This is a genomic window from Shewanella sp. MF05960 (genome assembly GCF_050849305.1).
In the GTDB taxonomy this organism is placed as follows: Bacteria; Pseudomonadota; Gammaproteobacteria; order Enterobacterales; family Shewanellaceae; genus Shewanella.
Genome location: NZ_JBOZPS010000021.1, coordinates 51,692 through 66,317 on the forward strand (window position 1 = coordinate 51,692; position 14,626 = coordinate 66,317).

The window sequence follows — 14,626 nt, forward strand, 5'->3', positions numbered from 1 at the left end:
GGGAAACTCGTGCTGGTATATGCCGCTGAAGTGAAATAAAAATTTTTTAACCATTAATAGACGATCAGTCTAAATTAGGAGCGAAACATGTTTACTGCAATGTTAATTGAAAAAGATGATCAAGGTTACCGCACCACTGTTAAAAATGTTGATGAGTCAGTGTTACCTGAAGGTGATGTGACCGTTAAGGTGCTCTATAGCACGCTTAATTACAAAGACGCCCTAGCGATTACGGGTAAAGCACCGGTGGTGCGAAGCTTTCCCATGGTGCCAGGTATTGATTTAGTCGGCGTTGTTGAACAGAGTGACAGTGATAAGTTTAACGTCGGCGACACAGTATTATTAAACGGTTTTGGCGTAGGTGAAGTTCATTGTGGCGGGTTAGCGACAAAAGCGCGTTTAAAAAGCGATTGGCTTATTGCATTACCAAATGGATTTACACCGCGCCAGGCTATGGCGATTGGTACCGCGGGATATACCGCGATGCTATGCGTTATTGCGCTTGAGAAAAATGGTGTCACACCAGATAAAGGCGAGATTTTAGTGACTGGTGCTAATGGCGGCGTAGGCAGTTTCGCTATCGCTATTTTAGCCAAACTCGGCTATACCGTCGTCGCATCTACTGGCCGAGTAGATGAAAGTGATTATCTTAAAAAACTCGGCGCCAGTGACATTATCGATAGAGCTACACTGTCTGAACCCGGTCGGCCATTAGCGAAAGAGCGTTGGGCTGGTGCCGTTGATTCTGTTGGCAGTCACACGTTAGCTAACGTATGTGCCAGTACTAAATATGGCGGTGCCGTAGCCGCGTGTGGGCTCGCCCAAGGTATGGATTTACCTGCGAGTGTGGCTCCGTTTATTTTACGTGGCATTACCCTTGCTGGTGTAGATAGTGTTATGCGACCGATTGCCGATAGAGTAGAAGCCTGGCAACGTTTGGCTGATATTATTGATCCTGCGGTATTTGACGACATCGTACAAGAAGTCAGTTTGACCGAAGCATTAAATGTGGCGAGCGAATTAATGGACGGTAAAGTACGCGGCCGTGTAGTGGTTGATGTTAATCGTTAACAGGCTCTGATATGTTTGTTTGAAATCTTGTCTGATTTTGATTAAAAGAAGGCAGAAAAGCTTGAATAAAAGTCCAATTGAAACCGTGGGCTTTTTTATTTGTATAAGCTATTATGAATATAAGATCACACTCACTTTAAAGAGGTTGACGTCACCTTATATTGGCTGTGAGTAAAGCAATACTGTAATTGGATTGCTCTAGTTATAGATATTTTTCTAGAGCACGTCGTTACTGAGTTAATTTCAAGGATTGAGAGCTGCTTATGAATGGAACTGAATTACAACATAAACATGTGACTATATTCATTATTGACGACGACGATGTTGATGTTTTAGGGATAGAAAGAGCCCTCAAAAAACTGAAAATTGCGAATCCAACTATTCGTGCTAGAGACGGTATAGAAGCGCTCGATTTACTGCATAGAAATGCGATCCCCAAACCGTTCATTATATTGCTTGATATCAACATGCCGCGCATGGGGGGTATCGACTTTTTAAAAGCTATCCGCGCCGACGACGCGCTCTGCGATAGCGTGGTGTTTATGCTAACCACTTCAAGTGCTGATCAAGATAAAACCCTCGCGTATAAAAAAAATGTCGCGGGTTACATGGTTAAAAAACAAGTCGGTGAGTCATTTTTAAATATCGTGAGTATGTTAGGCCATTATTGGCGTGTAGTGGAGTTACCAGTGCATGAATAATACAGCTGCTAATCTTGAACAACCCATTACATTATTAATCATTGATGATGACTCCGTTGACAGAAAATCGATTCGGCGTGCGCTAATGTCTAGCCAACGTCCTATTTTTATTATTGAAGCGCAAACGGGTGAAGAAGGAATACACCAGTTTGATAATAATATGGTCGATGTATTATTTATTGATTATCGCTTACCAGATATTGATGGTTTAACGTTAATTAAAAAGTTGTTAATGCGTAAAAAAACCGATGCAACCATTATTATGGTGAGTCAACATGAAGACGAGATCTTGTCGTTAAATGCGCTTAATGCAGGCGCGCACGATTTTATATTAAAAACAGAAGTGAATGCGGATCGGTTACACCGCACCATTCGCCAGGCACAACACCGCCAGTTTCTCGAAGGCGTAGTACGTGAAAAAAACAACGCCTTGGAATGGCTGGCTAAAAGGGATTCCCTTACTCAACTAATCAACCGGTATACGTTTGAGAAGACCCTCAAAGATGCTTGTGACAGAGTGCTATTTACGTCTTCAAATATCGCGCTATTCTTTATTGATTTAGACAATTTTAAAAAAGTGAATGATTTTTTAGGCCATACGGTTGGTGATAAATTATTACAAACGGTTGCCGCTAAGTTGACGTCCGTTGTTAACGAAGGCGATTGTTTAGCGAGGCTTGGTGGTGATGAGTTTGTTATTTTGGCTCAAGGTATCAATGATGAAAAGCAGACTAAAATCATCGCTAATAATGTGATACAAGCACTGAGTAGCCCCTTACAAGTTGGCAATCATTGTTTTTCAGTTACGGCGAGTATTGGGGTATCAATGTTGGGGCAATTTGCCGATAGCCCTGAAACAATGATGAAGTGTGCAGATATTGCCATGTACAAAGCAAAGCAAACTGGTCGCAATAAAGTGTGTTTGTATAACGGCAGCCTGCACCAAGAAACACAGAAAAAAGCCCTTCTTGAACAAGATATTCATCAGGCGCTTGCATTAAATCAGTTTACCGTACATTACCAGCCGCAAATATGTGTAAAAACACAAAAGGTAAAAGGGGTTGAAGCGTTAGTGCGTTGGCAACATCCTACTCAAGGTATGCTCAGTCCGATTATGTTCCTTGAGTTAGCCGAAGAGTTGAATCTTATTGGCGATATTGGTCAGTGGGTACTCCATACCGCTTGTCATCAATTAAAGCATTGGCAGCGTCAATATCACCTCAATGATGACCAGTTAAGTATGTCGGTCAATTTATCGACCTTCCAACTGCAAGATATTAATTTGCTCAACCTTGTGTCAGATGTGCTGGCATCTTGTGATTTATCGCCAAGTTGTTTGGAATTAGAAATCACTGAAAGTTCAATTATCCATAGTCCTGAGAACATTGTTGAGCGACTCAATGAGCTTACTCAACAAGGGATTAAATTATCCTTAGATGACTTTGGCACAGGTTACTCATCGATTAAACACCTACATCTCTTTCCCATCCATTCATTAAAAGTCGACAAAAGTTTTATTGCGGCTTATAAGCAAAAACAATCTCAAGATAAAGTGCTTGAGGCCATGATTAAATTTGCCAAATATCTCGGTTTATCAGTTATCGCAGAAGGAGTTGAAACCGTCGAACAGCTTGCGTTTTGTCAAGCTCAGGGATGCGATTTGATACAAGGTTATCATTACTCAAAACCGATAAATGCCATGGATTTCGAAGTTAAATATTTAGTTAAATAACTAATCGGTTGACCTGCCTTATTGCTGAAACTTATCGAGATTACTATGTTAAAGCATTTTTCGTTATTGCCTAAATTTAAGCTACATTCATTATCGATGATTCTGTTTGTAGCCTTTATGCTCATGCTGGCGCTGTGCCATATTGTCTATTGGCATCAAATGGATATTATCAAAAATGATCTTGATGCGGTGTCTCATGCAAAAGCCAATTTATTAGGCGAACATATTGAGCATTTAAAGCGTGAAGCGTTATTTTTATCTAATCTGGCCGATGCAAAAGCCATTGCAGACTTAAGCCAAACCCCACTCATTGAGACCGAACTGCAAGTGCGATTGCAGTATCATATGGATGCGTTAACAGATGTGTTTACGCATTATATGCACAGTATTCCGAATCTGAATCAACTGCGCTATATCGATAATCAAAATGGATTTGAAAAAATTAGGCTTGAACGCCAAAAAGGACAATTACTCAATGTCCCTCCCTCATCCTTACAACAAAAAAACACCAGAGATTATTTTATTCAAACCACCAAATTGAATGATGGTGAGGTGTATGTGTCGCCCATTAATTTGAATCATGAAAATGGCGCTTTATCATTTCCGTATTTACCTGTTATCCGTGTGAGCACACTCGTCAGAGGACACACCAATCAACATCCTCAAGGGCAGATAGTTATCAATGTATTAGCCGAATCATTATTTAGTCGCTTAGCCATTGATTCGGTTTATTTTGATGCAAATATCCTCATGTATCTAGTCAATGATGAGGGGGATTATTTATTTCACCCCGATAATAGTAAAACTTTTGGCTTTAATCACGGACAACGATATACCTTTGAAGATGAATTCCAGAGTGTTGACGAAGGTATGTATACCACTCAAGGCGATACATCATTACTGAGCGGATTAACTGTTTCTTTGGTATCGAAAGCTAACATTTATCTTGATAATCAACAACGGCGAAAAGTCGTGGTCATTGCAATGGCTACCAATGATGAAGCGAAGAAACAAACCGCGTTAGTTGTGTTTTGGTATTGGGTTGTTATTGGAATACTGATACTGATCTTTAAAAACATCAGAAAAGATATTGAGCTTAATGCAAAACAGTTACACCTTGATACTGTGGTGACAATGGAGCAAGAGCTCAATGCGATTTTGAGCCATGCTCCCAGTGGTATTATGGTGGTAAATCGCCAGGGTATGATTACACTCGCCAATACTCAAATAGGCCGCGTTTTTGGCTACTCACAAACCGAATTGCTAGGTCAAACGATGGCGGTATTATTACCTGCTAGATTTTGCCATATGCATCCTGAATTTATGCAAATGTTCTTTGCTGCCCCGGAAGCCAAGTTAATGGGTGGCGGACGAGAAGTTTACGGTTTACATAAAACCGGTATCGAAATACCACTTGAAATAGGCTTAAGTGTTATTGAGTACAAAGGTGAATTACAAGCCATTTGCAGTGTCGTTGATATCTCGTTAAGAAAACAGTTTGAACATTTATTTGAACGTGTTGTTGATACGCTACCTAATGCTGTTTTATTAGTGGATTTTGACGGGGTGATAGAGCTTGTTAATCAAGAAACTGAAACACTATTTGGCTATTCGCGAGGTGAGTTATTAGGGCTGAACATCGATAAGTTGGTGCCTGAATCCTTCCGTGAAGATCATTTGCCATGGCGGCAATCATTTTTGAGCGCGACACAAGATACTGTTGAGAATGGGCGACATGACATTAATGGTTTATGTAAAGACGGCAGCGAGTTTCCTCTCTCTATAGGCTTGTGTACGTTAGAAACTCATAAAGGTAAAAAGCGACTGTTATCCATCATTGATCTAACTGAGCGTGAACGTAAAACTCAAGCGATTACTAAGCTTAAGGATAACCTTGATCGCACCAGTAAAATGGCAGGGATTGGCGGTTGGGAACTTGACCTTATAACCCAAACCCTTTTTTATTCAGAAGAAACATACCACATTTATGGTTTGCCTCTTGGTTCATCATTAACTGTTGAACAAACTATTGATTTTTACACCCCAGAATCACAACCGATTATTCGTCAAACTTTGGCTGAAGCTATTGAAACCGGCAAAACATGGGATGTTGAAGTGCGCTTTGTCAATGCCAAAGGCAAAATGATCTGGGTGAGAGTGATGGGGACTGTTGAATATAACAATGGTATTGCGGTTAAGCTGGCTGGTACGATGCAAGATATATCGGAACGTAAATACTACCATGAGGAGTTATCTCGCAGTAACGCCGAGTTACACAATTTTGCGTATGTTGCTTCTCACGATCTTAAATCGCCTTTACGTGGAATAGACCAGTTAGCAAGTTGGTTAGAAGAAGACTTACAAGGCAAACTGGACGACGAAGATGCTGAACACTTACGGTTAATGCGAGGACGGATTAACCGCATGGAGAAATTACTCGATGATCTGCTTGCCTATTCAAGAGCCGGTAAAAAAGGTGATGTTATTCATACCGTGGATATTAAAGATGTTGTTGAAAATGTATTTGACCTATGCAATACCCAAAATAGCTTTTCGTTAGTGTTCAACTCAACGGTCGAGAGTATCACTACCGCGAGTGTGCCGTTAGAGCAAGTGCTGCGTAATTTAATCAATAATGCCATCAAACATCACGATTCTGGTCAAGGCACTGTGTGGGTTTCTGTGGTGGCGAATGAGCGATTTTATACCGTGTCGGTGTCAGACGATGGTCCGGGGATCCCTGAGCAGTATTCAGAAAAAGTGTTTACCATGTTTACCACCTTAAAACCCCGAGACGAAGTGGAAGGAAGTGGTATGGGGTTAGCCATTGTGAAAAAAATAGTGCTGGCGATGGGGGGCGATATTCAACTTGAATCAGTCCAAGGTAAGGGCGCTAATTTTAACTTTACTTGGCCTGTTGATATGTGAACAGACCATTAAATTCAACGCGGCAAAACAGTGTGGTCATTACAGTACATAAAAATCTTGTAGTAAGAGTTGAGCCGTAAGAATAGGTTAGTTGACTCTTAAGGTTAAAGGGGTAACGTATAAATCGGTAAACTTTTCGCTCGGCATAGGCTTGGCGAATAAAAAACCTTGCAGATAATCGCATGACAGCTGTTGGAGTAATTGGTGCTGTCCTGTGGTTTCAACGCCTTCTGCTACTACTTTCACCTTTAAGTGACGGGCCATGGTAATAATGGCTCTTACTAACGCAATGCTACTTTCATTGGTTTCCATGTGTTGTATAAAGGATCGATCGATTTTTAAAATATCGATATCTAAGCGTTGTAAGTAAGCTAAAGATGAGTAACCTACACCAAAGTCATCAATGGCAATGTCGATACCATGATCACTTAATCGACGCAGTTGTTGTTGGATGGGAGACTCAGGGTCCATCAAGGTGTTTTCGGTGACTTCGATAATCATAGTGTCTCTTGGTAAACCACTTTTATTGCAAGCCAAAATCCAATCGTCTACCCATAGTCCTGCGCGATCAAATTGCAGTGGTGAGCAGTTAACGCTCACTTGCATGATTTTTCCGGTTAATCTAAACCAGTGAGCAGCATCTTTAATGGCTTGGTCTCTTACCCAGTTTCCAATCTGTTCAATTAAGCCATTTTGCTCTGCAATAGGAATAAACTCATTGGGGCCAAGCAAGCCTTTTTGTGGGTGTTGCCAACGAATAAGTGCTTCTGCTTTTGTGACATTAATGCCATCAAGATCAAAAATCGGTTGGTAATACAATGTAAATTGATCTTCTTTAAGCGCGATGCGGATCTCTTCCAAAATCCGGCGTTTCTCTATCGCTTGCTCTTCTATGACATAGGAGAAAAACTCGTAACGATTACGTCCTTTACTTTTTGATAAGTACATCGCCTGGTCAGCATGTTTGACTAAGTCTTCAACACAGCGGCCATCGGCGGGGTAAAAAGTTAACCCGATGCTGCCGGTAATATGTGCTTGTGAGCCATTGATGTTAATGCATTGCATTAGGCTGTTTTTGACTTTTTGCGCGATTTCAGTGGCTCGTTCAACATCGTTGATGCCTTCAATGATCAAAGTAAACTCATCGCCGCCAAGCCTTGCCACAGTATCATTAGCGCGTACGCAATTTTGTAAGCGTTTGGCAACTTGATGCAGCAGTAGGTCGCCATAATCATGGCCTAATGTGTCATTAACCTCTTTAAATCCATCTAAATCGATAAAGATTAATGCAAATTGCATGTTATTAACTTCAATTAACGACTGCAGCTTTTTATAGAAGTAACGACGGTTAGGTAGGTTGGTTAATCCGTCCTTGTAAGCAAATTCATGTAATTGACCATTGGCATTCTCAAGCTCTTTGGTGCGCAGTTTTACCTGGCTTTCGAGTAACGCCTCACGTTGTTCTATGGTGTCTAACATGCTATTAAAACATGTCGTAAGCTGGCCTATTTCATCTTTAGATTGTTCTTTTGCGCGTAAGGTATAATCATTTGATGTAGTTATTTTTTCCGAAATTTCAGAAAGATAAAGAATGGGGCTTAAAAATATTCGTCGTAAAGCTAATGATAAAAATAAACTCACAGCAAAGGATGAAAGCAATAACAACAGTAAAAATTTGCCATAAAATTGTATTCTGTCGTTGATATAGCTGTCATCGGCAATAATAAATAATTCACCGTAGCTTTGGCTATCCAATGTGAGAGCAGTGGCAACCTTAGTGAGGTTATCGGTTTCCTTCAAGCTTGTGAGATCAACATTGTTTGCTGTCGATTCTGCTAAGACTTGCCCGTCGATATTGGTGACAATAACAGAAAGAATGTCAGAGCGTGATAATACCGGTTTGATGAGCTCTTTTATGGTGTCTTGGTCGTCAAACAATAAGGCCGCGGTGATGTTGGGCGACAACATATTCGATACACTCTGTAAGCTTTCAATTTGCTCACGCTTTGCAGAGCTGAGTTCATAAGCACTAAATACCAGGGCAACCGAAACCGTTGCTACAATCGCAACACTCATTAAAATGAACAGTAATTTTTTGCTAATCGTGTTGAGACTCAAAATCGACTTCATCAGGTTATAGCTCCACAACTCGGCCTAGGCGCAGCACTTTTGAACTCATGGTGATGTTAGCGGATGTGAGCCTTTTGGGGGAGACTTCAAAGCGAACTTTACCGCCGGATAAAAAGAAACGGATCTGTCCCCCTTGAGCGATAAAATCCTCTGTTTCTCCGACGATCATGACGTTATTTATTTGACCTAAAGGGGTGTTAAGCCATTGGGTTATGGTGTCTGAGGTAATAAATAATATTTGGCACTGACTGATATCGGCATCTGTCATTGATATTGTTCGTGTCACAATAGGTAAGTGATTGACTTCTCTGTTGGTTAACACGGTACTCGCAATCTCAATAAAGCTACTATCTGGGCTACAAAGTACAAAATCATTGAGTATTGGCGTGGTATCCGTCCATTCACTGTAACGTGCAAAATTAAATAGAAAGCCTGCTTTGAGGGCATATTCGGTTTCAATCGCACTCACGCTTTGGCTGGTAGTCAGCAAAAGCGGTAGCGTTAAACCGAATAAAACTCGTTTCATCATGGACATTTCGTGAGTTAAAACTTCGCGGTTAATTTAAATGTAACACTTTCATCAATGTAGTTTGGCAATGTGTAAGTTTCCCCAGTATTACTGTACTCAATGTGTGAACCTGCAAATAAATTTTTGCCCATAATGGCAGCCGACCAGTTTTGATGAAATGCCCATTGCCATGTCAAGTCTAATGCGGTGTAGTTTTCAGTGTTGTAGGCATCGCTATTTTCGACCCGCAATGAGGCAAACAGGCGTTGGTTATCAAATAGTTTTACATCGGTTTTGGCAAATAATTGTCGGCTTGTTGAGTTATAGCCAATGGCAGCAAAAGTGTTTTCTGCAAGGTCATAATTAAACGTGTTATAGCTATAGCCCAGTTCGGCATTAAAAATGTCAGAGGGTTGCCAGGTCAAAATAATATCGCCGCCATTGGTGGTCGTTTGAGCATTGGATACAATATTATAATTAATCGAAGTTGCGGTTAAGCTTTGCAATGCTAACTCAACTTGACCTGCTTGTAGTAGCCCAAATATGGGTAGAAATTGCTCGGTATTACCATCGACTGTAAGGGCGATGACATCTTTGGCTATGGTCCGATAAGCCGATAAATCTAACGCCCAAGAACCTTGTGATAGTCGATAACCTGCCTCATAAGATACTGATTGCTCTGATTTTACATTGCTATTACCGTTAAGGTAGGTCCTGATGTAGTATTTATCGATAGCGTCAATCCCGGTGGTGATGGGAGACACTTCTTCAACTCGTTGACCATCAATAGCATAGTCGTCATTAAACTCGATTAATGACGGCACGCGGACACTTTTTGATATTGATGTCCATAACACATGATTTTTTTGCGGTTTCCAAACGAGTCTGGCTAAGGGTTGGTTTTCCCAACCCGTTAAATCATTGTGCTCAACCTTTGTCCCTACAATGATGTCTAGCTCGTCAGCGATTAAGCTGTACTGGCCTTGAATTAATGCGCCATATTGTTGCAAGGTATTGTAGCCGCCATCACTGTGTATAAAAGTACTTTCAGCAAAAGAGATATCGTTATAGCGATAGTTAAGACCCCAATCTAACTTTAAATCGTGATATAAAAAGTTCATTTGGTAATCAATATCAAAAGATTCAAAATGTTCTTGAAGGTATGTTTGACTGCCTGTTTGTTTTAACCAGGAGGTTTGTAACATTTGATTGGCATCAGGCGAAATGCGGTTTTCCACTCGAGCCATAATGCGAGAGTCGGTGCGGTCTAAACTGTCGGTAAAAGAGATATTGCGATTGGTTTCATCAATGACACCACGGAAATTTTGCCCTAATGTTGACTGGGTAATATCGCCTTGTATTAACCCCGACCACTCATCATTGGGGGTAAAATCAAATCGAGCACCCGCAGATTGTTGTTCAGTATAGTCAGCTGGCTCTATGTCTATTCCTTTGTCCGATTCATCGCCGTCTTTAATATGCCCGTAAACGCGGAAGCTACCTTTGTTACCCATATCGCCACCATAACGTAAATTAGCGTCATGATTGATTTGACTGCCACTGCTTACATCGACATGTACACCACGCGTATCAATACTGTTTTTGGTGATGATGTTAATCACACCATTATTGGCATTGCTTCCCCACAACAGACCACCTTGACCACGTATCACTTCTATTCGCTCAATGTCATATAAGGGCACATTCAGGGTTTCCCAATACACAGCGGCAAATTTGGGGGTATAAAAACTCTGACCATCAATCATCACCAATAATTTGGCTGAAAAGCGTGAGGCCACGCCGCGTGATGTAATCGCCCATTGGTTATTATCAAGCTGCCTAACGGCAAGACCTGGAACCATCTTGAGCGCTTCGGGGATAGACGTTGCACCTGAGTGAGTAATTTGCTCTTTGGTTAACACATAAATAGAAGATGCTGTATCGAATGCAGATTGAGCTCTTTTCATTGCCGACGTAACTTGTACATCCATCGCCATGAGCGAGTCTAGATCTAAGTCAAGATCACTAAATGGTTCTTCTGCGATGACGTAAGGAGAAACCAGTAAAGTGCCAAGCAATAATCTTTTTACAATCTTCAATGTCATACCCTTTATATGCAAAAGCCTGATTGAATAGCACTTACAGGAGGTGTAAATGTTAATCAATACTGTACAGCATTTTGACTCAGCCGAGTTTTCTGGTTACAGAAATAAACGACCCATTTTATTGTTATATTCAGTTAATCATGCGGTGTTTCTGTACACATTGTATCAGCTAACGTTATAAAACTAGAGGGTAAGCTTGATTATAATCTTACCTTTAATCTACTTTTCAATGACTTTTTATCTACATTGTGAATTTACGCTTTGTTAATGGCGATGTATTGCCATTTTGACGGACTAGAAGTTAGCGTTAACTACATTAATGAAATTGTATGTAAATGTTTTAACAAGTAGACATGTGTATAAATGATTGCTTAAATATCTTATACCCAAATAACCTGAAGATGCTCGATTTCAGCAAGAATTTACACGCGTTTAGGCAAGGCATTGATTGCGGGTAATGGTTGTTCCCTTTCCAAAATCAATAACGCAGCATAAACGCGTGTAAAACTTGCCCCTTGGGAGTTTCACCGTGTTATCACTACGTTGTTGCGTTAATTTATAAGGTACCTACATTACCGCATTAACGCGCCTAGTATTGAAAACACGGTGAAGCTCTGAAACACGTATCTTCAAGTTGTTTGGGTATATATGTCTTTGTTGTATTTATGTTGATATTTGAGTTGCGGTAACTGGGGTTATTCGCACAAATGTTGATATAAATTGAGGCATAAAGGATGAATGCCTCGCCCATATTAAGGGTAACAACAAGGGTAACAACAAGGATAATAATAATGGATTTCAACAAACTCCTGCTCGCTATGGGTGTTGCATCGACGGTTTTTATTGTCGGTTGCGGCGATGACACCGATTTCAGTAAAACCACTCAACCCACACCAGAACCCGAAGTGACACCGCTTTTACAAGCTTTTGCACCTAATGGCGTGCTTAAAGCACAGATCCGCCGCACCCAATATGGTGTGCCACACATTACCGCCGACAATTTAGAAAGTTTAGGTTTTGGTAGCGGTTACGCTCAAGCGCAAGATAACTTATGTGTGATAGCCGATGGCTTTATTAAAGCCAACTCTGAGCGTTCAATGTATTTTGGCCCACACGCATCAATCGACTTTGCGACTGGCTTACCTACCAGTGAAGATAATGGCAACTTAATTTCTGATTTTGCCTACAAAGCATTAAAAATTAGGCAGCTTGCCGAAAATCAATATAGCCAATTTAGTTATAATTCGCGCGCGTTAATGGAAGGGTTTAGCGCCGGTTACAACCAATTTTTAGCTGACGTTGAAGCCGGCGAACAAACCGCAGAACCTTTTTGTGCTGGTCAACCTTGGGTAAAACCCATCACTGGGATTGATGTCGCCAATTATCTGTTTTCGGTCGCGTTGCTTCCTGGCGCGGCTAACTTTTTAGATTTGATTTTTTATGCCAATCCTGGAGATGGTGAAGAATACTTACCGCGTATTGTTGGTCCTGCTGGCTCATCATTACAAACCGCCTTTGTTAGCGACATGAACCGCAAACTCATTGCTCGAGCAGCCAATATCACCACGCCAGATACTAACCCTCGTGAGCTAGGTTCAAATGGTTGGGGCTTAGGTAAAGATAAAACCGAGAATGGAAAAGGTATGGTGTTGGGCAATCCGCATTTTCCGCATACCGGTAACTTACGGTTTTGGCAGTCTCATTTAACCATACCTGGACAAATTGATGTGATGGGAGGCTCGCTGGTGGGCATGCCAGGTTTGGTGAATATTGGTTTTAATAAAGATGTTGCCTGGACACATACTTTTTCAACGGCAGAGCACTTTGTTATGTATAACCTCGAGTTGATGGCAGGCGACAGACTGCAATATATGTTCGATGGTGAAACCATGCCAATCACTAAAGAAACCGTTTCGGTATTAGTCAATGCCGGTGCTGCGGGGATGTTAGTGGCCGAGAAAGACATTTACACTACAGCCAAAGGCCCAATGGTTGAAGCTCCACCAGCGTTAGCACCCTTTGGTTGGGATGACGGCCAGGCCTTCATGATCCAGGATGCCAACATGGCAAACATAGACCCACTTGATCATTGGTTAGCCATGAACCGCGCCAGCAATCTTGATGAGTTTCAGCAGGCCTTTAAAAATTACGATGGGGTGATTTTTAATAACACCATGTATGCCGACAAAGAAGGTAATGCCTTTTATATCGATGATTCAACGGTACCGGGTTTTTCAGACTTTGTGGTTGGTATCCTTAAAACCACGCCAGCCATTATCGCCGCCAAAGCACAAGCTGGATTTACCATCTTGCCGGGTAACACCTCAACGTTCAGTTTTAGCGAGCCGATGCCATACGAGCGCGCGCCAAAGCTTGAGCGAACTGACTTTGTGCAAAACTCCAATAACTCATTTTGGTCAACTAACTTAGCCGAACCATTAGAAAATTACTCGCCAATGTATGGCCCTGAGCGTGGCCAGTTATCACTGCGTACTCGTATGGGACTTACCCTAATGGACGATGCCGCGGGTGATGACGGTAAGTTTTCAATCGCCGAGTTAGAAAGTGCTTTATTGTCTAATCGTGCTTATTTAGCCGAGTTAGTATTAGCTGATTTACTCACTCAATGTGCAGAACAAGGTGATACTCCCGTTGTTGTTAGCCCAACCTTATCAAAAGATGTTAGTGCTTCTTGCACCGCGCTAACAGCGTGGAATGGTAAACAAGACAATGACAGTGTTGGTGGGGCGTTAATTCGCGAGTTTGCGCATCAGTTTGATCAAAGCAGTATGTTGACTCAAGAGTTTGACTATACCAACGCAGCAACTACACCAAACACACTTGCCAGCGATGGTAGCGCGCTAGTGGCATTGGCTCACGCAGCACTAAACTTAGAAGCTGCAGGATTTGGCGTTGATGCCAGTTTAGGTGATGTGCAGTTTGTCGAAAAATCATTACCAGATGGCACTGCCTCCGGAGTTAAATTACCTTGGCCTGGTAGTCATAATGCAGAAGGTGGCTTTAATGTGTTTTCGACCAGTTTATCTGGCGACGATTCATTAATTCCACAGCACAGTTATGCTGCCGTTATGGATGTGTTATCGGGTAAGGCTGCTGCGTCGGGTTTAACCGAGCAAGGTTATCAAATTCGCTATGGTTCAAGTTGGATGATGACGGTGAGTTTTACTGATGATGGTCCGGTGGCAAAAGGGCTATTATCGTACTCACAATCAAGTAATGCCCTTAGCCCAAGCTTTAACGACCAAAGTGCGCTTTACTCGACTCAAAAGCAATTGCGCCCGCTGCTATTTACCGAGGCCGATATACAGGCATCGCTTGAATCGACCACAGAACTGAGTTTTCAGCGAAATAACTAGTGGTAAGACCTATTAAAAAAGACTCATACTAAATGGGTCTTTTTTTTAATTTTAACTTTCTAAGTCTGTGATTA

General features: G+C 41.5%; 8 protein-coding genes. 5 read left to right on the top strand and 3 right to left on the bottom strand.

Annotated elements, in window-relative coordinates:
* Window positions 1-87 precede the first annotated feature (87 nt).
* From ACROAE_RS17725 to ACROAE_RS17740, 4 genes are all read left to right on the top strand, one after another.
* Window positions 88-1,071 carry an MDR family oxidoreductase gene (locus ACROAE_RS17725; protein ID WP_432404403.1) on the top strand — a complete coding sequence of 328 codons (984 nt, stop codon included), beginning with the start codon at window positions 88-90 and terminating at the stop codon, window positions 1,069-1,071.
* Window positions 1,072-1,334: 263 nt separating this feature from the next.
* Window positions 1,335-1,772, top strand: a complete 438-nt coding sequence (locus ACROAE_RS17730; RefSeq protein WP_432404406.1) for a response regulator — start codon at window positions 1,335-1,337, stop codon at window positions 1,770-1,772.
* On the top strand, window positions 1,765-3,504 hold the full coding sequence (locus ACROAE_RS17735; protein ID WP_432404410.1) for a putative bifunctional diguanylate cyclase/phosphodiesterase: 1,740 nt from the start codon (window positions 1,765-1,767) through the stop codon (window positions 3,502-3,504). The genes ACROAE_RS17730 and ACROAE_RS17735 overlap by 8 nt, the downstream gene beginning before the upstream one ends.
* A gap of 45 nt (window positions 3,505-3,549) precedes the next feature.
* Entirely contained in the window at window positions 3,550-6,432 is a 2,883-nt protein-coding gene (locus ACROAE_RS17740) for a PAS domain-containing sensor histidine kinase (RefSeq protein ID WP_432404415.1), read from the top strand.
* An 87-nt stretch (window positions 6,433-6,519) separates the two neighbouring features.
* Here the strand turns inward: ACROAE_RS17740 and ACROAE_RS17745 are convergent, their stop codons facing one another.
* From ACROAE_RS17745 to ACROAE_RS17755, 3 genes are read right to left on the bottom strand one after another with little or no spacing between them, the layout of a single operon-like run.
* Window positions 6,520-8,562 (bottom strand): EAL domain-containing protein, encoded by a 2,043-nt coding sequence (locus ACROAE_RS17745; RefSeq protein ID WP_432404420.1) that lies wholly within the window; start codon window positions 8,560-8,562, stop codon window positions 6,520-6,522.
* A 4-nt stretch (window positions 8,563-8,566) separates the two neighbouring features.
* Entirely contained in the window at window positions 8,567-9,091 is a 525-nt protein-coding gene (locus ACROAE_RS17750) for a YfiR family protein (RefSeq protein WP_432404423.1), read from the bottom strand.
* A gap of 14 nt (window positions 9,092-9,105) precedes the next feature.
* Window positions 9,106-11,169: a TonB-dependent receptor plug domain-containing protein gene (locus tag ACROAE_RS17755; RefSeq protein ID WP_432404426.1), complete on the bottom strand. Its 2,064-nt coding sequence runs from the start codon at window positions 11,167-11,169 to the stop codon at window positions 9,106-9,108.
* A 797-nt stretch (window positions 11,170-11,966) separates the two neighbouring features.
* Between ACROAE_RS17755 and ACROAE_RS17760 the strand changes: the two genes are divergently transcribed.
* Window positions 11,967-14,552 carry an acylase gene (locus tag ACROAE_RS17760; RefSeq protein WP_432404431.1) on the top strand — a complete coding sequence of 862 codons (2,586 nt, stop codon included), beginning with the start codon at window positions 11,967-11,969 and terminating at the stop codon, window positions 14,550-14,552.
* The last annotated feature ends 74 nt before the right edge of the window (window positions 14,553-14,626 follow it).

Excerpts from the sequence above, each read along its gene's own strand:
- ACROAE_RS17725 (WP_432404403.1), top strand. The coding sequence starts at position 88 with ATGTTTACTGCAATGTTAATTGAAAAAGATGATCAAGGTTACCGCACC.
- ACROAE_RS17760 (WP_432404431.1), top strand. The coding sequence starts at position 11,967 with ATGGATTTCAACAAACTCCTGCTCGCTATGGGTGTTGCATCGACGGTT.
- ACROAE_RS17745 (WP_432404420.1), bottom strand. The coding sequence starts at position 8,562 with ATGAAGTCGATTTTGAGTCTCAACACGATTAGCAAAAAATTACTGTTC.
- ACROAE_RS17730 (WP_432404406.1), top strand. The coding sequence starts at position 1,335 with ATGAATGGAACTGAATTACAACATAAACATGTGACTATATTCATTATT.
- ACROAE_RS17740 (WP_432404415.1), top strand. The coding sequence starts at position 3,550 with ATGTTAAAGCATTTTTCGTTATTGCCTAAATTTAAGCTACATTCATTA.
- ACROAE_RS17750 (WP_432404423.1), bottom strand. The coding sequence starts at position 9,091 with ATGATGAAACGAGTTTTATTCGGTTTAACGCTACCGCTTTTGCTGACT.
- ACROAE_RS17735 (WP_432404410.1), top strand. The coding sequence starts at position 1,765 with ATGAATAATACAGCTGCTAATCTTGAACAACCCATTACATTATTAATC.